Origin of the sequence: uncultured Kriegella sp. (assembly GCF_963975415.1) — a bacterium.
Taxonomy (GTDB): domain Bacteria; phylum Bacteroidota; class Bacteroidia; order Flavobacteriales; family Flavobacteriaceae; genus Kriegella.
Window position 1 is genome coordinate 70,291 of the sequence record NZ_CAXBGN010000010.1, and the last position, 17,616, is coordinate 87,906.

General features: G+C 40.5%; 22 protein-coding genes. All 22 read left to right on the forward strand.

Annotation, left to right across the window (positions count from 1 at the left end; genetic code table 11):
• The 22 genes from AACZ88_RS18615 to AACZ88_RS18720 all read left to right on the forward strand — a co-directional run bounded on the left by AACZ88_RS18615 (position 1) and on the right by AACZ88_RS18720 (position 17,616).
• Positions 1–1,131, forward strand: a complete 1,131-nt coding sequence (locus AACZ88_RS18615; RefSeq protein WP_339713573.1) for a WG repeat-containing protein — start codon at positions 1–3, stop codon at positions 1,129–1,131.
• Between the two features lie 30 nt (positions 1,132–1,161).
• Positions 1,162–1,893 carry a 3-oxoacyl-ACP reductase FabG gene (gene fabG, locus AACZ88_RS18620; protein ID WP_339713876.1) on the forward strand — a complete coding sequence of 244 codons (732 nt, stop codon included), beginning with the start codon at positions 1,162–1,164 and terminating at the stop codon, positions 1,891–1,893.
• 14 nt (positions 1,894–1,907) lie between these two features.
• Positions 1,908–3,140 carry a beta-ketoacyl-[acyl-carrier-protein] synthase family protein gene (locus AACZ88_RS18625; RefSeq protein ID WP_339713576.1) on the forward strand — a complete coding sequence of 411 codons (1,233 nt, stop codon included), beginning with the start codon at positions 1,908–1,910 and terminating at the stop codon, positions 3,138–3,140.
• On the forward strand, positions 3,133–3,375 hold the full coding sequence (locus tag AACZ88_RS18630; RefSeq protein WP_089891499.1) for an acyl carrier protein: 243 nt from the start codon (positions 3,133–3,135) through the stop codon (positions 3,373–3,375). The genes AACZ88_RS18625 and AACZ88_RS18630 overlap by 8 nt, the downstream gene beginning before the upstream one ends.
• 18 nt (positions 3,376–3,393) lie before the next feature.
• The gene (locus AACZ88_RS18635; protein ID WP_339713587.1) at positions 3,394–4,281 is read left to right on the forward strand and encodes a lipid A biosynthesis acyltransferase; all 888 of its coding nucleotides are present in this window, start codon (positions 3,394–3,396) and stop codon (positions 4,279–4,281) included.
• Complete coding sequence (locus AACZ88_RS18640; protein ID WP_339713590.1) at positions 4,278–5,204, forward strand: dialkylrecorsinol condensing enzyme DarA; 927 nt, start codon at positions 4,278–4,280, stop codon at positions 5,202–5,204. Before AACZ88_RS18635 ends, AACZ88_RS18640 begins: the two co-directional genes overlap by 4 nt.
• Positions 5,204–6,337: a beta-ketoacyl-ACP synthase III gene (locus AACZ88_RS18645; protein WP_339713593.1), complete on the forward strand. Its 1,134-nt coding sequence runs from the start codon at positions 5,204–5,206 to the stop codon at positions 6,335–6,337. The genes AACZ88_RS18640 and AACZ88_RS18645 overlap by 1 nt, the downstream gene beginning before the upstream one ends.
• Positions 6,338–6,772, forward strand: a complete 435-nt coding sequence (locus AACZ88_RS18650) for a hypothetical protein (RefSeq protein WP_339713596.1) — start codon at positions 6,338–6,340, stop codon at positions 6,770–6,772. It begins immediately after the preceding gene.
• Between the two features lie 3 nt (positions 6,773–6,775).
• Positions 6,776–7,231 (forward strand): ABC transporter permease, encoded by a 456-nt coding sequence (locus AACZ88_RS18655; protein ID WP_339713599.1) that lies wholly within the window; start codon positions 6,776–6,778, stop codon positions 7,229–7,231.
• A complete protein-coding gene (locus AACZ88_RS18660) occupies positions 7,231–7,632 on the forward strand; it encodes a helix-turn-helix domain-containing protein (RefSeq protein WP_339713602.1) in 402 nt (133 codons plus the stop codon). Before AACZ88_RS18655 ends, AACZ88_RS18660 begins: the two co-directional genes overlap by 1 nt.
• A gap of 3 nt (positions 7,633–7,635) precedes the next feature.
• Complete coding sequence (locus tag AACZ88_RS18665; RefSeq protein ID WP_339713604.1) at positions 7,636–8,631, forward strand: BtrH N-terminal domain-containing protein; 996 nt, start codon at positions 7,636–7,638, stop codon at positions 8,629–8,631.
• 74 nt (positions 8,632–8,705) lie between these two features.
• Positions 8,706–9,449 (forward strand): ABC transporter ATP-binding protein, encoded by a 744-nt coding sequence (locus tag AACZ88_RS18670; RefSeq protein ID WP_339713607.1) that lies wholly within the window; start codon positions 8,706–8,708, stop codon positions 9,447–9,449.
• Positions 9,442–10,716 carry an ABC-2 transporter permease gene (locus tag AACZ88_RS18675; protein WP_339713609.1) on the forward strand — a complete coding sequence of 425 codons (1,275 nt, stop codon included), beginning with the start codon at positions 9,442–9,444 and terminating at the stop codon, positions 10,714–10,716. Before AACZ88_RS18670 ends, AACZ88_RS18675 begins: the two co-directional genes overlap by 8 nt.
• Positions 10,706–11,143, forward strand: a complete 438-nt coding sequence (locus AACZ88_RS18680; RefSeq protein WP_339713612.1) for a thioesterase family protein — start codon at positions 10,706–10,708, stop codon at positions 11,141–11,143. The genes AACZ88_RS18675 and AACZ88_RS18680 overlap by 11 nt, the downstream gene beginning before the upstream one ends.
• On the forward strand, positions 11,136–12,284 hold the full coding sequence (locus AACZ88_RS18685; RefSeq protein ID WP_339713614.1) for a beta-ketoacyl synthase N-terminal-like domain-containing protein: 1,149 nt from the start codon (positions 11,136–11,138) through the stop codon (positions 12,282–12,284). Before AACZ88_RS18680 ends, AACZ88_RS18685 begins: the two co-directional genes overlap by 8 nt.
• Complete coding sequence (locus tag AACZ88_RS18690) at positions 12,281–12,892, forward strand: 3-oxoacyl-ACP synthase (RefSeq protein ID WP_339713617.1); 612 nt, start codon at positions 12,281–12,283, stop codon at positions 12,890–12,892. The genes AACZ88_RS18685 and AACZ88_RS18690 overlap by 4 nt, the downstream gene beginning before the upstream one ends.
• Positions 12,893–12,897: 5 nt before the next feature.
• On the forward strand, positions 12,898–13,155 hold the full coding sequence (locus AACZ88_RS18695; protein ID WP_339713619.1) for a phosphopantetheine-binding protein: 258 nt from the start codon (positions 12,898–12,900) through the stop codon (positions 13,153–13,155).
• Between the two features lie 183 nt (positions 13,156–13,338).
• Entirely contained in the window at positions 13,339–14,541 is a 1,203-nt protein-coding gene (locus tag AACZ88_RS18700) for a beta-ketoacyl-[acyl-carrier-protein] synthase family protein (protein ID WP_339713622.1), read from the forward strand.
• The gene (locus tag AACZ88_RS18705) at positions 14,538–15,602 is read left to right on the forward strand and encodes a beta-ketoacyl synthase N-terminal-like domain-containing protein (protein WP_339713625.1); all 1,065 of its coding nucleotides are present in this window, start codon (positions 14,538–14,540) and stop codon (positions 15,600–15,602) included. Before AACZ88_RS18700 ends, AACZ88_RS18705 begins: the two co-directional genes overlap by 4 nt.
• Positions 15,596–16,372, forward strand: a complete 777-nt coding sequence (locus tag AACZ88_RS18710; RefSeq protein ID WP_339713628.1) for a polysaccharide deacetylase family protein — start codon at positions 15,596–15,598, stop codon at positions 16,370–16,372. Before AACZ88_RS18705 ends, AACZ88_RS18710 begins: the two co-directional genes overlap by 7 nt.
• Positions 16,365–17,030 carry an outer membrane lipoprotein carrier protein LolA gene (locus AACZ88_RS18715; protein WP_339713631.1) on the forward strand — a complete coding sequence of 222 codons (666 nt, stop codon included), beginning with the start codon at positions 16,365–16,367 and terminating at the stop codon, positions 17,028–17,030. Before AACZ88_RS18710 ends, AACZ88_RS18715 begins: the two co-directional genes overlap by 8 nt.
• On the forward strand, positions 17,011–17,616 hold the full coding sequence (locus tag AACZ88_RS18720) for a hypothetical protein (protein ID WP_339713633.1): 606 nt from the start codon (positions 17,011–17,013) through the stop codon (positions 17,614–17,616). The genes AACZ88_RS18715 and AACZ88_RS18720 overlap by 20 nt, the downstream gene beginning before the upstream one ends.

Consider the following 17,616-nt stretch of genomic DNA (forward strand, 5'->3'; position numbering starts at 1 on the left):
ATGAAAGCGCTACGAATTTTATTTACTGCTCTGTTTCTTAGCTCCTTTTTAGTACAGTCTCAAAAATTGGCCATGGTCAAAGAAAAAGACCTTGTAGGCTATATCAATAAATCGGGAGAATATGTCATCCAACCAAAATTCGAAAAGGCCCTAAGCTTTTCCGGTAAATTTGCCGGTGCAGAGAAAGACGGAAAATGGGGGTATATCAACACCTCTGGCGAATGGGCCATTCAACCTGAATATGACCGGGTAAAAGATTTTAATTCTGGTATTGCCTTAGTTTTAAAAAACGACCAATGGAATTATATTGATGCTTCGGGAAAGATTTTGGAAACCCCCGTACCGGATAAATACTATGATTTCAATGATGGTGTCGCTATTTTCAAAAAAGCCGAAAAAATCGGTCTTTTAGGAACTGATGGAAAGTTTATCTTAGAACCAAAATTCGACGAGATTAAGAATTTCTGGGATGGTCGTGCCAAGGTAAGAAACGGGGAACTCTGGGGCATGATTGATAAAAAAGGACAATTGACTATCCCTGCCGAATACGACGAACTTGGTAGCTATAATAAAAATGGTCTCTGGGGGAAAAAAGGAGAAGATTTTGGCATTTTTGTAGATGGCAATCTTAAGGTAATTTCTGGGATAGACAAAATTTGGGATTTCAGGAATGGCTCTACGCTTACTTACGCCAGAAGTAATAAAAAAATGGGGTTTCTTAACAACAAGGGTGAATGGATCATTGAACCGCAATTTGACAAGGCAAGGGCCTTTAAGAACGGATTAGCACCTGTTGCGAACGGTAAGAGTTGGGGTTACATTAATGAAAAAGGTGAAGAAATCATCAGTTTTGAGTATAAGGATGCCGAAATATTTGCCGATAACGGTTTAGCTCCGGTAAAGGTAAAAGATTGGGGATTCATAGATAAATCAGGAACAATGGTCATACCTGCCGAATATGACATATCGGTCGGTTTTGCATTCTTCCAAAGTGGTGAAGACAAAGGCTTTCTTGATGGACTTGCTCGGGTAAAAACTAAAAAAGGGTGGGGGTTTCTAGATGAAAATGGAAAAGTCATAGGTGGCCAATGGTATAAGAACGCTGAAAATTTTGTCGATACCTCGCAATAGATTCTTGCAAAACATTACATGGAAAATAAAATAAAATACGCGCTGGTTACCGGTGGGTCAAGGGGAATAGGCCGAGCAATTTGTGTTCAATTGGCCAAAGATTTCGACTACAAAATTCTTATTAACTACAACAACAATGTGGAAGCCGCCGAGCAGAGTTTAAAACAGGTAGCGGAAGCAGGGGGTTCTGGCGAACTTTTACAATTCGATGTTGCCGATGCAAAAGCGGTCAAAAAAGCGCTCGACCAATGGCAAGACAACCACAAAGAGGCTGTGGTCGAAGTTATTATTAACAATGCCGGAATAACCAAAGACGGGCTTTTCATGTGGATGAGCCAAGAAGATTGGTCAAATGTTATCGATACAAGTTTGAACGGCTTTTTTAATGTCACCAATCATTTAATCCAGAAACTATTGGTAAACCGTTACGGAAGGATTGTCAATTTGGTTTCGGTTTCCGGATTGAAGGGCACCCCCGGACAAACGAATTATTCAGCAGCAAAAGGAGCTATTATTGCAGCGACCAAGGCCCTTGCACAAGAAGTAGCCAAAAGAAACGTTACTGTAAATGCAGTTGCACCAGGGTTTATCAAAACCGATATGACAGGCGAACTTGATGAAAAGGAGCTCAAGAAGATGATTCCGGGCAATAGATTCGGGAAGCCCGAAGAAGTGGCTCACTTGGTTTCATTTTTAGTTTCCAAAAATGCATCTTATATTACCGGTGAAGTGGTGAACATTAATGGGGGCATCTACTCCTAAAATGATTTTGACAGATGAAGCGAGTGGTGATTACAGGGATGGGAATTTATTCATGTATCGGAAAAAACTTGAAAGAGGTAAAAAATTCCCTATATGAAGGAAAATCAGGAATTGTCTTTGATAAAGAAAGGGAAGCCTTTGGCTATCGGTCTCCGCTGACCGGGATGGTTGAAGCCCCCGACTTGAAGGCACTACTTACAAGACGACAAAGAATCAGTATGGGCGAAGAAGCGGCTTTTGCCTATGTCGCCACTTTAGAAGCCCTTGAAAATGCCAAATTGACACAATCATTTTTTGATACGAATGAAGTTGGTATTATTTATGGCAACGACAGCACTGCTAAATCCGTTATTGAATCTATCGACATTGTTAGGGAGAAAAAAGACACGACATTGGTAGGTTCGGGTGCTATCTTCAAAGGTATGAACTCATCGATTACGATGAATCTTTCGACCATTTTTAAATTAAGAGGCATCAATCTTACCATTAGTGCAGCCTGCGCTAGTGGCTCTCATGCTATTGGAATGGCCTACCATTTGGTAAAAAGCGGAATGCAAGATTGCATCATTTGTGGTGGCGCCCAAGAAATCAACTCCTTTGCTATGGCCAGTTTTGATGGTTTGGGTGTATTTGCCACAGATACCGATAACCCAGAAAAAGCATCGCGGCCATTTGATCGCAAAAGAAACGGCTTAGTGCCCAGTGGTGGCGGTGCCACGGTAATTGTCGAGAGCCTTGAGTCGGCCCTTGAACGTGGAGCGCCCATTCTTGGGGAAATCGTCGGTTACGGCTTTTCCAGCAATGGAGAACACATCTCAACGCCAAATGTTGAAGGTCCGGCCAGAGCAATGACCAATGCATTAAAAGATGCGGGTATAAAAGCAAGCAGCATTGATTATATAAATGCCCATGCCACCTCTACTCCTGTTGGAGATGCCAATGAAGCAAAAGCACTATATCAAGTTTTCGGCGAAAGTGCACCCTACATAAGTTCGACCAAATCAATGACCGGGCATGAATGTTGGATGGCAGGAGCGAGTGAAATCATCTATTCGATGATTATGATGCAAGATTCTTTTATCGCCCCGAACCTAAATTTAGACGAACCCGATGAAGCTGCGGCCAAATTAAACTTAGTTAAGAAAACCTTAAATAAAAAAATTGATGTATTTTTGTCCAATTCATTCGGATTTGGCGGTACCAATTCCGCATTGATTATAAAAAAAATGCTTGCTGCAGATGAATAAAGAGGTTATCATTGAAAAAATAGACGACTTTCTCATTGATGAATTTGAGGTTGAGGAAGATGAAATTGCTCCAGAAGCCAATCTAAAGGAGACTTTAGAACTTGACAGTCTAGACTTTGTCGACCTTGTCGTTGCTGTTGAAAGCAATTTCGGGGTGAAATTATCAGGTGAAGATTTCGTCAACGTGGTCACTCTTCAAGATTTTTATGACCTAATCGAAAGAAAATTAGGTTGATTACCGTAAAAACCGGCAATGGCAACGGAATGGAAAGGAAAATCCCGAGGTACGGTATTAGGTTATAGAATTTTTATTTTCTTCATCAAGAATCTCGGACTTCCAGCTTCCTATTTTCTACTTTATTTTGTCGCCCTTTACTATTGTTTTTTTTCTGGGGATAGCGCTCGCTCTATCTATTATTACTTTCGAAAGAGAAGAAAATACACATCCCTTAAAAGCATATACTCCGTTTACAAAAGCTATTTTGTTTTCGGTCAGACCATTATTGACAAAGTTGCTATATCTTCCGGTCTTCGTAATCGGTTCACCTATGAATTTGATGGTATTGAGCGTATAGAAAACCTTCTTAAAAAAAAACAGGGCGGTATTATGATCAGTGCTCATGTAGGCAATTTTGAGACGGCAGCACACTTCTTTGATGACCTCGATTCAGAATCATTGATCAGCTTGGTCACCACCGATGCCGAACATGCCAATATCAAATCATATTTAGAAAGTGTTACGGCTAAGTCAAAAATCAAATTTATATTGGTCAAGGAAGATATGTCACATATATTTGATATCAAAAGTGCTTTAGACAAAGGTGAATTGGTATGTTTTACGGGTGACCGATATTTTGATGGTCAAAAAACTTTGACCGCCAATTTTTTGGGAGAAGACACACATTTTCCAGCAGGGCCATTTTTATTGGGCTCCCGCCTTAATGTTCCGGTACTCTTCGTATATGTAATGAAAGAGACCCCTAAACACTACCATTTATATGCAAGAACTGCCGAAGTAAAAAATCGAGATGCCCCGGCATTACTCGAAAGTTATTTAAATAGTGTAGATTGGATACTTAAAAAGTATCCATTACAATGGTTCAATTATTATAATTTTTGGAACACAAAAGAAAACGAATGAAGCAAGTACTGGTTATTTATTATTCCCAAACAGGACAACTGTACGACATTCTTAATAATATTACCAAGACCGTTGTAGGAGACCAAGTCAACATCTCCTACTTGAAGATAACACCAAAAAAGTCTTTTGATTTCCCATGGGAATCGAAAAAATTCTATGATGTTTTCCCCGAATCTTTTCTTCAAATCCCTTCGGAATTACAACCTATCCCTCCGGAAATTCTCAATAAAAAATATGACCTAGTTATCCTGGGGTATCAAGTTTGGTATTTGACCCCCTCCATTCCCATAAATTCCTTTTTGAAATCGGAAGCTGCCAAAAAGCTGTTAAAGGATACTCCCGTAATTACCGTCGTTGCTTGTCGCAATATGTGGATCCAAGCACAAGAAAAAACAAAAAAACTATTGGCAGCGGTCAATGCAAATTTGGTCGGCCATATCGCTTTGGTCGATCGGCACATCAACCATATCAGTGTCATTACCATTGAATACTGGATGGTTTCAGGAAAAAAAGACCGGTACAAAGGTGTTTTTCCAAAACCAGGGGTTTCTGACAAAGATATTCGAACAGCCGAAAAATTCGGCGGGCCAATACAAGAGGCACTATTGAATAATGATTTTAAAAATTTACAACAAAAATTGCTCGAATTAGATGCCGTTCGGGTGAATCCATTTTTGGTCATGACCGATGAAAGAGGTAATATCGTATTTTCAAAATGGGCGAATCACCTTATAAAAAAAGGAAGCCCCGGGAATCCCGAAAGAACGAAGTGGATCGGAATATTCAAATATTATTTGTTATTTGCAGTCTGGGTTATAACCCCTATAGTTTTTATTGTATTTTTGCTCACTTATTTGCCCATGTACCAAAAGAGAAACAAGGAAAAACGCTATTATTCCTCTGTTTTACTAAAGGATAATTGATGAAGGACGTTTACATTACTAGAATATCCAAGTTTTTACCCAATAGGCCTGTTGACAACGATCTTATGGAGAAAATACTGGGAATAATTAACGGGAAAGCCTCCAAGGCCAGACGTATAGTATTGCGCAACAATCAAATCAAGACCCGATATTATGCGGTTGATGATGATGGTCAGGTTACCCACAACAATGCCCAATTAACCAAAGAAGTCATAGAGCTCCTGTGCGATGAAAAGTTTACCGCGAAAGACATAGAACTATTATCGTGCGGCACTTCAAGTCCGGATCAAGTATTGCCTTCCCACGCTTCTATGGTCCATGGTTTTCTAAAAAACAGAAACATGGAAATCAACTCTGTCTCCGGTGCATGTTGCTCAGGCATGAATGCCCTAAAATACGGATATCTCTCCGTGATGACAGCGCAAGTAACAAATGCTGTTTGTACTGGGTCGGAAAGAACTTCGTCTTGGATGAAGGCCGATGTTTTTGAAAATGAAGTGGAATACCTGAAAGAGTTGGAAGAGAGCCCTATTTTGGCTTTTAACAAAGAATTTTTGCGTTGGATGCTTTCCGATGGATCTGGTGCGGTTTTGTTGCAGCCTGAGCCTATAGGAGAAACTCCGCTGAAAATAGAATGGATGGAGGGCTATTCTTATGCCCATGAAATGGAGACCTGTATGTATGCAGGTGGTGACAAATTGCCCGACGGCCATCTAAAACCATGGAGTGAATACCCAGCCGAAGTATGGGGTAAAAAATCATTGTTTGCCATGAAACAAGACACCCGGTTATTGGGTGACAATATATTGGTCAAAGGCGTCGATAGTTTAAAATTGGCCTATAAAAAAAATAATATTACCCCTGACGATGTCGATTATTACCTTCCACATATTTCCTCTTATTATTTTAAGCAAGGCCTATATGATGAAATGAAAAATCAAGGCATAGAGATGCCTTGGGATAAATGGTTCTTAAACCTACAAAAGGTTGGCAATGTAGGGGCGGCATCTATTTACGTAATGCTGGAAGAACTGGTAAATTCAGGTAAATTAAAAAAAGGAGATCGAATATTGCTTCACGTTCCTGAAAGTGCAAGATTTTCATACACATACGCTTACTTAACCGTATGTTAAATGAATTTACTCCCGCACACCATAACTGATGAAAGTGTTCTTCTTGACTTAATTCCTCAAAAAAAACCTTTCGTGATGGTAGACAAATTACTCTATTTTTCACAAGAACGGGTAGTTTCGGGGCTTTCTATAACGGCAGAAAACCTATTTACCGATAACGCTATCTTCAATGCCCCTGGCTTAATTGAAAATATGGCACAAACGGTAGCCCTGCATACGGGATATGAGTATTATTTAAAAAAGGAGCCTGCTCCCACAGGGTACATAGGAGCAATTAAGAAGGTAGAAATCATAGCATTGCCAAAAATTGGTCAAGAACTAATAACAAGTGTTACTATTTTACACAGTATAATGGGAATAACTTTGGTACGGGCCGAAGTATCGTGTAATGAAACCATAATTGCCCTTAGTGAAATGAAAACTGCATTGGCGTAATAGGTGAAACAAGTTCGCAACAATATAGATATCAAAAAATTTCTTCCACATAGGCAGCCTATGCTTATGGTCAACAATATTGCCTATATCGATGCCGATTCGGTAACGGCTGAATTCGATATTTCTCCGGACTGTGTTTTCGTTAAAAATAATGTACTCTCAGAAACTGGTCTAATCGAAAATGCGGCCCAAGCTTGTTCGGCAATTGTGGGACAAAGCTATTTTGACGCCGATGACCTCGAGGGCAACGGCAATACTATTATCGGATACATCAGTGCCATCAAAAAAGTAGAGATAACCGACTTGCCGAAAGTTAATGAAACCTTGATAACCAAGGCCAAACTCATCTCTCGATATGATACCGGTACCATGAGTATCTGTACAATACAAGGCAGTACTTTTAGAAATGATGATTTAATCGTAGATTGTACTTTGAATTTTTTAATTCATGAGCTCTAATGAAGAAGGATGAAGTACCTCAAGACAAAAGCAATCTAGAGTCGGCAAACATCAAAGATATGTATTATGCCGTTGACGAGAATGGTGAGTACACCACCGAACTAAGCACTGGCTGGGCCCCAAAAACCATCGCTCTAGACAATGCCATACAAGATATCGAAGAGCGGGCCGCAATGGCAAAAACCCGCGTATTAAACAACGAACTAAGCCCTATTGCCTATTATATGGAACTTCACAAAATGGATCTCGGTATTTTAGCGAGCTATGTCGGGTTCTGGAAATGGCGGGTAAAAAGACACTTCAAGCCCACTGTGTTTAAAAAGCTTACATTAAAAACATTACAAAAATATGCCGATGCCTTCGATATAACCATTGAAGAATTGAAGAAAGTAGATCCCTGAAGCATGAAGATAGATTTCACTCACAAACAAGCTGCCCATTGCGAGAATGGTGTAGTATCGAACCTTATGCGCCACAATGGTTTTGAGGTCAGCGAACCCATGGTATTTGGTATTGGCGCAGGACTACTGTTCAGCTACCTTCCTTTCATAAAAGTAAACCATGCCCCGGTTTTCACTTATAGAGCCATGCCTGGCTTAATTTTCAATCGATTTGCCAAACGAACCGGTATCAAGGTTAGGCGGGAAAAATTCAAAAGTCCGACAGCGGCCAAAGCTAAATTAGACGAAAATTTAAAAAAGAATAACCCGGTTGGGCTTCAAGTCGGGGTGTACAACCTCCCCTATTTCCCTGACGAATATCGCTTTCATTTCAATGCGCACAACATGGTCGTATATGGTAAAGATGAAGACACTTATCTTATTAGTGATCCGGTTATGGAGTCGGTGACTACGCTTACCGAAAAAGAACTCGAAAAAGTGCGATTTGCCAAAGGGGCTTTTGCTCCAAAAGGCCACATGTATTACCCTATCGAATTCCCCGAAGCGCTTGAGTTGGAAAAGGCCATCGTGAAAGGTATAAAACAAACTTGTCGCGATATGACTGCCCCTGTGCCCATCGTCGGTGTAAAGGCGATGCGATGGGTCGCCAAAAGCATCAGAAAATGGCCTAACAAATTAGGTACTAAAAAGGCCAACCACTATTTAGGACAGATTGTCCGCATGCAAGAAGAAATCGGAACTGGGGGTGGTGGTTTTCGGTATATCTATGCCGCCTTTCTACAAGAATCAGGTAAACTCTTGAAAAACGATGCGCTATTAAAGCATTCTAAGGAAATGACTATCATCGGAGATCAATGGCGTGATTTTGCGGTAGATGCTTCCCGCATTTACAAAAATCGCAGCAGTCAGACCGATGCCTATAATAAAGTAGCTGCCCAATTAGAAGCCATAGCCAAAAAAGAGGAAGCTTTTTTTAAGGCCTTGCGAAATGCGGTTTGAATAGTATATAGCACAGGTGAAATTTCAGTTACAACAATTTCTGTTTTCCCCAACTCCATGAAGATTTATATCTTATGATTCAAATCAACCAACTATCAAAAAAATATAAAGGTGCCGACTACTTTTCGGTATCCGATTTGGATTTGATTATTTATGAGAAGGAAATCTTCGGACTCTTAGGCCCAAATGGGGCAGGAAAAACAACGTTGATTTCAATGCTTTGCTCTTTGTTAAAACCAACCTCGGGTTCATTTTCCATAAACGAACTCACCTATCACACTAATAAAAACGAGCTTAAGCAACTTATTGGCATTGTTCCGCAAGAATATGCACTATACCCATCCTTAACTGCCTATGAAAATCTTTGCTATTTCGGAAGTATGTACGGCTTGAGGGGGGAAGCACTGAAAGATAAAATCCATGTGCATTTAAAAACTTTGGGGTTGGATCAATTTGCCCATAAAAGAATCAAGGCATTTTCCGGCGGCATGAAACGACGCATTAATTTAATAGCGAGTATACTGCACCAACCAAAGGTGTTGTTTTTAGACGAACCAACGGTAGGTGTTGACGTACAATCCAAAAATGCAATCATAGACCACTTGAAGGCCCTAAATGAGCGTGACACCACAATTGTGTATACCTCACATCATTTGAACGAGGCAGAAAATTTTTGCACCCGCGTTGCGATTATCGACCATGGAAAAATTGTTTGCAAAGGAGTCCCCAAAGCCCTTATTGACGCACAGAAAAACGCTTATAATTTAGAGGAAGTTTTCTTGGCACAAACCGGTAAAGCCCTTCGCGACCATGCATAAATTATGGGCATCGACATACAAGGAAATACTGTTGCTGGTTCGCGACATTGGCGGACTTGCCATTCTATTTCTCATGCCGTTGCTTTTGCTTATTGTCATTACACTGGTTCAAGACAGCACTTTTAAAACGATTACCGATACCAAGCTTCCAATTTTAATGGTAGATTATGACAAGGGTACCGTTTCGGAAAACATACATGAAAACCTAGCGGAATCGAATTCCTTTCAAATCATTTCCAAAACTTCTGAGGAGGAAGCTAAACAACTGGTTTTAAGGGGCGATTATCAATTGGCCATCGTCATACCTGAGAATCTTTCTACAGACCTGGACCAGAAGGTCACTGAAAATGTGGATGGTATCCTGGCCAAATTCGGATTGGAAGAAGGGGAAGACAGTATTCCCGTGGTAAAATCAAAATTGGAGCCTAAGGAGGTAAAACTCTATTTTGATCCCGCGACGCAACAATCGTTCAAAAGTTCGGTAAAGAATGGCATAGACCGCATGATATCAAAAATTGAAACCCAAACGATCTACAAAGCCTTTCAAGAACAACTGACCGACGATGCTTCGGAAGTTATTTTTGATACCGAAAATTTTATCACGTTTACCGAAATTGTACCGGGAAAAAATAGTGGGAATATTATTCCGAACTCGAGCCAACACAATGTTCCGGCATGGACACTTTTCGCCATCTTTTTCATCATTTTGCCCCTATCGATAAATATGGTCAAAGAAAAAAACCAGGGTACCTTTGTTCGCCTGCGTACCAACCCCGTTTCCTATGCCACGGTTTTGGGAGGCAAAACATTGGTCTATACCAGTGTTTGTTTGGTGCAATTTGCGTTGATGTTGTTGATCGGGGTGTTTCTGTTCCCGATGATGGGGCTACCCGAATTGGATGTTTCAGGGAGACTTCCGCTACTTTTTGTAGTAGCTTTATTTGCGGGCCTGGCAGCAGTAGGACTGGGACTACTATTGGGCACCATTGCCAGAACACAAGAACAATCGGCACCTTTTGGAGCCACCTTGGTCGTAATTTTGGCCGCCTTGGGCGGGGTCTGGGTTCCCATATTCGTTATGCCCAAGTTTATGCAGTTGCTTTCGAATATATCTCCCATGAATTGGGGGTTAAATGCCTTCTATGACGTATTTTTACGGCATAGTGAATTTTCTGAAATCATACCCGAAATAGCGTTGCTATTCGGCTTTTTTGCAGTCACTACGCTAATTGCCATTGGCTATAACGAACGAAAAAATGCGGTCTAAAACCAATAAAGAAATCACATATATCAGTGAAATACGGGTACGCTTCGTAGAGACCGACCCGCTAGGCATCGTCTGGCACGGCAACTATATTCAGTACTTCGAAGACGGCCGAGAGGCCTTTGGGCGCCATCATGGAATATCGTACCTAGACCAAAAAGACCACAACTTCTCTACCCCGATCGTAAAAAGTAGCAGCGAACACAAATTGCCATTGCGCTACGGTGATGTTGCAACGGTCAAAACTACCTATGTAGATTCCAAAGCCGCTAAAATGGTTTTTCGATATGAAATTTTCAATCCTGAAGATCAATTGGTCTGTACCGGTGAAACAATCCAAGTTTTCGTAGAGCTTGGCGGCGAAATGTCTTTGACCATTCCTGATTTCTTTTTAGATTGGAAGCGAAAAGTCGGACTTTTAGATGAATAGCACCTATCTATCACATAACAACATTGTGTCATCCTTTGGTTTTGATTCGCAGGAAGCAGTAATCAATATCAAAAACGAATTGTCAGGACTACAACTGGTCGATAATCCTAAAATGCTTCCCGAACCATTTTATTCTTCCCTTGTTCCCGCTGATAAAACCAGAGCCGTTTTCGAAACTTTAAATCCGAAGCAAGAATACACCCGTTTAGAGCAAATGTTATTGGTTTCTTTGGAAAAAGTAATCGCAAAATCGGATTTGGAATTGAACGATAGGGTCGGACTCATTATTTCGACTACCAAAGGAAATATCGATGCACTCTCAGAAGATAGCCCCTTCAATAAAGACCGGGCATATTTGGGGGAGCTGGGCAAAATTGTACAATCTTTTTTCGGATTTAAAACAGATCCAATCGTAGTTTCAAATGCTTGTGTATCGGGAATTCTAGCCGTTGCCATTGCCAAACGATTTATTCAACAGGGCCGATTTGACCATGTTTTTATAGTCAGTGGAGACCTAGTAACCCCTTTCACCCTATCGGGTTTTCAATCTTTTCAAGCATTAAGCCCTACTCGCTGCCGTCCCTATTGCAAAACACGCTCCGGTATTAATATTGGTGAAGTGGCCGCCAGTGCTTTGGTTACGAAAAGCGCTGACCATTTATCGGAGGAAGCCGTCAAAATTTTAGGCGATGCATCCTGTAACGATGCCAACCATATTTCAGGTCCTTCACGTACAGGAGAGGGTCTTTACAGGGCTGTAAGATCCGCCCTCGATGAAGCCACTATAGATTCCGAAGAAATCGATTATATATCGGCCCACGGTACGGCAACCCCTTTCAACGATGAAATGGAAGCCATCGCTTTTGATCGATTGGGCCTACATGGAACGCCGCTCAATAGCCTAAAAGGATATTTTGGGCATACCCTGGGAGCCTCTGGCCTTTTGGAAGCTATTGTAGGCATGTATTCGCTTCACCAAAATACCCTATTCGCATCCAAAGGATTTCAAGAACTCGGCGTATCGAGACCTATAAACGTCATCACGAAAACCGTTCAAAAAGAACTTAAAACATTTCTAAAGACAGCTTCAGGGTTCGGAGGGTGTAATGCGGCCATAATCTTTCAAAAATTGAAAAAATGACGAAAGACAACCACCGAATAACATCCTATTGCCATATCAAGAACAATGAAGTATCTCTGAACGGAGCGCTTCTCTTTAAAGGGGAAAACCCCTTCAAATCATTTATAAAATCGGCTTATCAATATTTCGACACCGATTATCCCAAATTTTTTAAAATGGATAATTTGAGTAAGCTGGCATTTATGGCGGGCGATGTGCTTCTAAAGCACGAAAACATATCTCCAGAAAGGAAAGAAAATATTGCCGTCGTTTTTTCCAACCGGGCATCAAGCTTGGACACGGATCGAAAACATCAAGAATCTATTCAGGATATCACGGCATATTACCCCAGCCCTGCAGTATTTGTATATACCTTGCCCAATATTTGCATCGGTGAAATTAGCATCAAATACAAACTGTATTCCGAGAATAGTTTTTTTATCTTTGATGCCTTTAACCCCGATTATTTATTCGAATATAGCACGAGCATTCTAGCTGGCGACAAGGCCGAAAAAGTACTCTGCGGATGGATTGATTTTGACAAGGGAAACTACGAGGCCTTTCTATATTTGGTTTCACAGGAAGGGCGTTTCATACATAGTACAGAAGAAATAAAAAGATTATATTAGTCACCATGGGAGATATAAAACAAGAATTAAAATCAAAAATTATAGAGCAATTGAACCTCGAGGATGTTACCGTGGATGAAATTGCCGACACAGATTCGTTATTTGGAGATGGATTGGGGCTGGATTCGATCGATGCCCTTGAACTTATCGTAATGTTGGATAAGGATTATGGTATTAAATTATCAGATCCCAAGGAAGGGAAGAAGATATTCGAATCCATTGAGACCATGGCCAATTATATTGAGGCCAACAAAACAAAATAATCGGCATTTTGTTACTCCCTTGTCCTTTTCTCGGGAAGTACGAGGTTAGAACGGTTCTCGACCAAATTTAGATTTTTCCAATTCCCCTTATCGGGTTGGGTCATTCTTCTCCTGTACCAACGGAATAAACCCTTAAATAGTCGATAAATGTACTTTCACAATAGCATACTTTAGTTTCTCAAAATGAACAAAGGCGTCGCCATAACAGGAATGGGTATCATTTCCGCTATTGGAAACAATGTGGAGGAAAATTATAATGCGCTGATTTCGGGTAAAACCGGGGTTTCCAAAATTTCCAAGATTACCACTATCCATAAAGATGCCATTAAAGTAGGTGAAATTGATTTGACAAATGCGCAGTTGGAAGAACAGCTGGGGTTAACACCAGAAAACAACTACTCAAGAACGGCGTTATTGGGTGCTATAGCAGCCAAACAAGCCGTGGCCAACGCCCAGATTACCGATATCAAAGATTACCGCACGGGTTTGGTTTCCTCGACAAGTGTAGGCGGTATGGACATGACCGAAAAATATTTTTATCAGTATTTGGAAGACGAAGCTGTTCAAAAATATATCGAAGGACACCATGCGGGTGATTCGACCCAAAAAATTGCCCAACAATTGGGAATCGAACAAAGTCTTGTCACCACGATCAGTACGGCCTGTTCTTCAGCGGCCAATGCCATTATGTTTGGGGCCAGATTGATAAAATCAGGTAAATTGGATCGTGTTATCGTGGGCGGATCCGATTGCTTGTCTAAATTCACCATCAACGGTTTTAAGACCTTGATGATCTTATCCGATACCGATAACACTCCTTTTGACGAAAATAGAAAAGGACTGAACTTAGGTGAAGCCGCTGCATTTTTGGTACTTGAATCAGAAGAAGTCGTGCGCGCAGGAAACAAAAAAGTATTGGCCTACGTAAAGGGATACGGAAATGCCAATGATGCTCACCATCAAACTGCCTCTTCGGAAAATGGTGACGGGGCGACCCTTGCCATGGAAAAGGCCTTGAAGGTTGCCGAAATGCGCCCCGAAGACATCGACTATATCAACGCCCATGGAACAGCAACTTCAAACAACGATCTTTCCGAAGGCCGCGCCTTTTTACGCATTTTTGGAAATAAGATACCTGATTTCAGTTCGACCAAGCCTTATACCGGGCACACACTAGCGGCTGCCGGCGGTATTGAAGCCGTATATGCCGTACTCGCAATTCAAAACAACACCATCTATCCCAATCTCAATTTTGAGACGCCGATGAAAGAGTTTAATCTGGTGCCCCAAACCCAAACCAAAGAAAAGGAATTGAACACGGTATTATCCAATTCGTTGGGTTTCGGAGGCAATTGTTCTACAGTCATTTTTTCCAAAAAGTCATGAGCAAAGTTTATATCAACAGTGTAGCTTCCATCTCAGCTCAAAGAACTTTTGATAATTCAGAGTTTCTAGAGGCATTTATTGACCATGACGATACCGTAATGTCGGTTATCGACCCTAATTACAAAGAATATATTCCCCCGGCCGCAGCTCGAAGAATGGCTAAAGGAATAAAAATGGGAGTGGTGGCCTCGAAAATCGCACTCCAGGAAGCGAAATTGGAAAATGTAGATGCTATTATTACAGGAACAGGATTTGGTTGCACCGTAGATTCTGAAAAATTTGTCAGCGCCCTTATCGATAATGACGAACAATATTTAACACCCACATCGTTTATTCAGTCGACCCACAACACTGTTGGCGGACAAATAGCATTGGGGCTTGGCTGCAAGGGCTATAATTTCACATACGTACACGCCAGCATTTCGTTTGAATCGGCGCTTTTAGATGCTCAATTACAACTGGAAAACGACGAAGCTTCTTCTATTTTGGTAGGCGGGGTCGATGAATCGGGAGACCATACGGTTAAAATACATCGACTCATAAACCACATTAAAAAGGAAAAAATAAAGTCTTCAGAACTTCTAAAATCGAAAACGGAAGGAGCCATATTTAGTGAAGGAGCCAATTTTTTTGTGCTGTCGAATTCCAAACAAAACGACACCTATGCGACATTGGGGGCAATTGTGACCTATAATACTTTGGCCAAAGAAAATCTGAACCAAGTGCTCGAAGATTTTTTAAAAGAAAACAATTTAGATGTCGGCAATATCGATGTTGTGGTCATGGGCAACAATGGGGATGTCACTTTTGATAGTTGGTACCATGAATTGAGCAAGGGTCTTTTCAAAAACACCGCTCAAGTAGCCTTCAAACACCTTTGCGGGGAATTTTATACCGCATCGGGCTTTGGCACTTGGCTAGCAGCAAAAATGATAAAGACGCAAAAGATTCCGGAAATCGTAAAACTAAATAAGGAAACCACCACACAAATCAACACTGTATTGCTGTACAACCAATATCGCGGAGAAAACCATAGTTTCACCTTATTATACCGATGTTAAGGTTCCATACCATAAATAGGCTTGCAGTTGCCATCATTTTTATTCTTTTAATAGGAAGTATATTTTACAATATGCCATGGTGGGCCTATCTGATTTTGGCCTTGGTTTGGTTTACACTGACCGTTATCGGTTCATTCCATGTTCGATGGAACTACCATATCGACGCTTTACATTCAAATAAAAACTGCACAAAAAACCATATCGCCCTCACCTTTGATGACGGCCCCCATCCAAAGTTTACCCCTAAAATATTACACCTTTTAGCGCAGTATAATGCCAAGGCTACTTTTTTTTGTATCGGTGAAAATATCGAAACCAACGAAGCAATATTTAAAGACATCGATGCTGCAGGGCACACCATCGGCAACCACACCTATTCCCATCCCAATAATTTTGGTTTTTTTAGTTCTGAAAAAGTAATTGCCGAATTACAAAAAACCAACTCCCTTGTTAAAAAAACCATAGGCAAAGAAATGAAACTGTATCGCCCTGCCTTCGGGGTAACAAATCCGAATATCAGAAAAGCTTTAAAAACAATACGATTATTGGCAATTGGTTGGAGCATTCGCTCGTTGGACACGACTGGACGCTCCGAAGCACAGGTATTAAACAAAATCACCAAGAATATCACTAAAGGAGATGTCGTACTGCTCCATGACACGAACGAAAAGACCGTAGCAGTTCTGGAACAGTTATTGTTATTTTTACAAGAGCAGAATTTGCAGTCGGTAACGATTGACCAATTGTTTAACATAAAGCCCTATGCATAACGTACCCTCCCTATCCGAAATCACTATGACTGCAATACGACCCGGATTTGGTTTTTTACTACTTTTTTTGTTTACGGGAAGCCTACTTGCACAAACTAAAATGGATCCTTCCAAGGCCAAAGCCCTAGAAGCCAAAGTGAAAGAATTGGCAATTACCACTGAAACTATTACCAGTGACTTCATTCAATACAAGCATCTTGATTTTTTATCCAATGACATAAAATCAACCGGAAAATTAAGTTATAAGTCTCCCAATCTGGTGAAATGGGAATACCGGACTCCCTTTGAATATGCCCTAATATTTAAAGATGAAACCCTTTATATCAATAACGAGGGAAAAAAAAGCAATATGGATTTGGGTTCCAACAAGTTATTCGAACAACTCAACAAATTGATCACAAATAGCATAAAGGGCGACATGTTCAATACGGAGGAATTTAATATTTCCTACTACGAAAATGGTGTCGAAAGCGAAGTTCACTTTGCGCCGAAGGAACAAGCGTTTTCAGATTTCATTAAAGTCTTTCATCTCATTTTTAATGAAAAAGGAGAAGTGACAACGGTAAAAATGGTTGAACCCTCAGATGATTATACACAAATTATTTTTTCAAATAGAATAGTAAACATCCCTTTGCCAGATGCGGTATTTACTCATTAGTCTTTCCGTATTCATTCTTTCATGTAGCTCGTATCCGAAACGGCAACAATTTGAACAGACGGAAATAACGAAATCCTCCCACATCAATCCGTATTTTTCAGACCCCGCCGAGGACTATGTGTATAAGGCCGATATCGGCGTTTTTAAGAAAAATTTTAGTGGCATACTTATTGTAAAAAAACTTGGCCAAAACAAGCATAGGGTCGTTTTCACTACAGAAATGGGCAATACGATTTTTGATTTTTTGTTCTTGACAGATGATTTTAACGTCAACTATATAGTACCCGATATGGACAAAAAAATATTGATTCGTATCTTAGAGAAAGACTTTAAAACCTTGATTACCGAAAACCCCTTCTTAAAAAATAGTTTTAAGAAAAATCAAGAAACCATTTCAGAATGTCTATTGCACAATTCAAAGCATTACTATTATTCAGAAGAACAACGATTATACAAAATCATAAGAACTGCAAATGGAAAGGAGAAAGTGGCATTTCTATTTTCAGGAATAGATCGAAAGAAGGCGACCAACATCAAAATATCGCATAAAAAACTTGATTTGAACATCCTATTAAAAGCTATTTGA

Excerpts from the sequence above, each read along its gene's own strand:
- AACZ88_RS18720 (WP_339713633.1), top strand. The coding sequence starts at position 17,011 with ATGCGGTATTTACTCATTAGTCTTTCCGTATTCATTCTTTCATGTAGC.
- AACZ88_RS18695 (WP_339713619.1), top strand. The coding sequence starts at position 12,898 with ATGGGAGATATAAAACAAGAATTAAAATCAAAAATTATAGAGCAATTG.
- AACZ88_RS18675 (WP_339713609.1), top strand. The coding sequence starts at position 9,442 with ATGCATAAATTATGGGCATCGACATACAAGGAAATACTGTTGCTGGTT.
- AACZ88_RS18700 (WP_339713622.1), top strand. The coding sequence starts at position 13,339 with ATGAACAAAGGCGTCGCCATAACAGGAATGGGTATCATTTCCGCTATT.
- AACZ88_RS18650 (WP_339713596.1), top strand. The coding sequence starts at position 6,338 with ATGAATTTACTCCCGCACACCATAACTGATGAAAGTGTTCTTCTTGAC.
- AACZ88_RS18660 (WP_339713602.1), top strand. The coding sequence starts at position 7,231 with ATGAAGAAGGATGAAGTACCTCAAGACAAAAGCAATCTAGAGTCGGCA.
- AACZ88_RS18670 (WP_339713607.1), top strand. The coding sequence starts at position 8,706 with ATGATTCAAATCAACCAACTATCAAAAAAATATAAAGGTGCCGACTAC.
- AACZ88_RS18680 (WP_339713612.1), top strand. The coding sequence starts at position 10,706 with ATGCGGTCTAAAACCAATAAAGAAATCACATATATCAGTGAAATACGG.
- AACZ88_RS18685 (WP_339713614.1), top strand. The coding sequence starts at position 11,136 with ATGAATAGCACCTATCTATCACATAACAACATTGTGTCATCCTTTGGT.
- AACZ88_RS18715 (WP_339713631.1), top strand. The coding sequence starts at position 16,365 with ATGCATAACGTACCCTCCCTATCCGAAATCACTATGACTGCAATACGA.
- AACZ88_RS18645 (WP_339713593.1), top strand. The coding sequence starts at position 5,204 with ATGAAGGACGTTTACATTACTAGAATATCCAAGTTTTTACCCAATAGG.
- AACZ88_RS18710 (WP_339713628.1), top strand. The coding sequence starts at position 15,596 with ATGTTAAGGTTCCATACCATAAATAGGCTTGCAGTTGCCATCATTTTT.
- AACZ88_RS18615 (WP_339713573.1), top strand. The coding sequence starts at position 1 with ATGAAAGCGCTACGAATTTTATTTACTGCTCTGTTTCTTAGCTCCTTT.
- AACZ88_RS18665 (WP_339713604.1), top strand. The coding sequence starts at position 7,636 with ATGAAGATAGATTTCACTCACAAACAAGCTGCCCATTGCGAGAATGGT.
- AACZ88_RS18635 (WP_339713587.1), top strand. The coding sequence starts at position 3,394 with ATGGCAACGGAATGGAAAGGAAAATCCCGAGGTACGGTATTAGGTTAT.
- AACZ88_RS18640 (WP_339713590.1), top strand. The coding sequence starts at position 4,278 with ATGAAGCAAGTACTGGTTATTTATTATTCCCAAACAGGACAACTGTAC.
- AACZ88_RS18705 (WP_339713625.1), top strand. The coding sequence starts at position 14,538 with ATGAGCAAAGTTTATATCAACAGTGTAGCTTCCATCTCAGCTCAAAGA.
- AACZ88_RS18690 (WP_339713617.1), top strand. The coding sequence starts at position 12,281 with ATGACGAAAGACAACCACCGAATAACATCCTATTGCCATATCAAGAAC.
- AACZ88_RS18625 (WP_339713576.1), top strand. The coding sequence starts at position 1,908 with ATGAAGCGAGTGGTGATTACAGGGATGGGAATTTATTCATGTATCGGA.
- AACZ88_RS18630 (WP_089891499.1), top strand. The coding sequence starts at position 3,133 with ATGAATAAAGAGGTTATCATTGAAAAAATAGACGACTTTCTCATTGAT.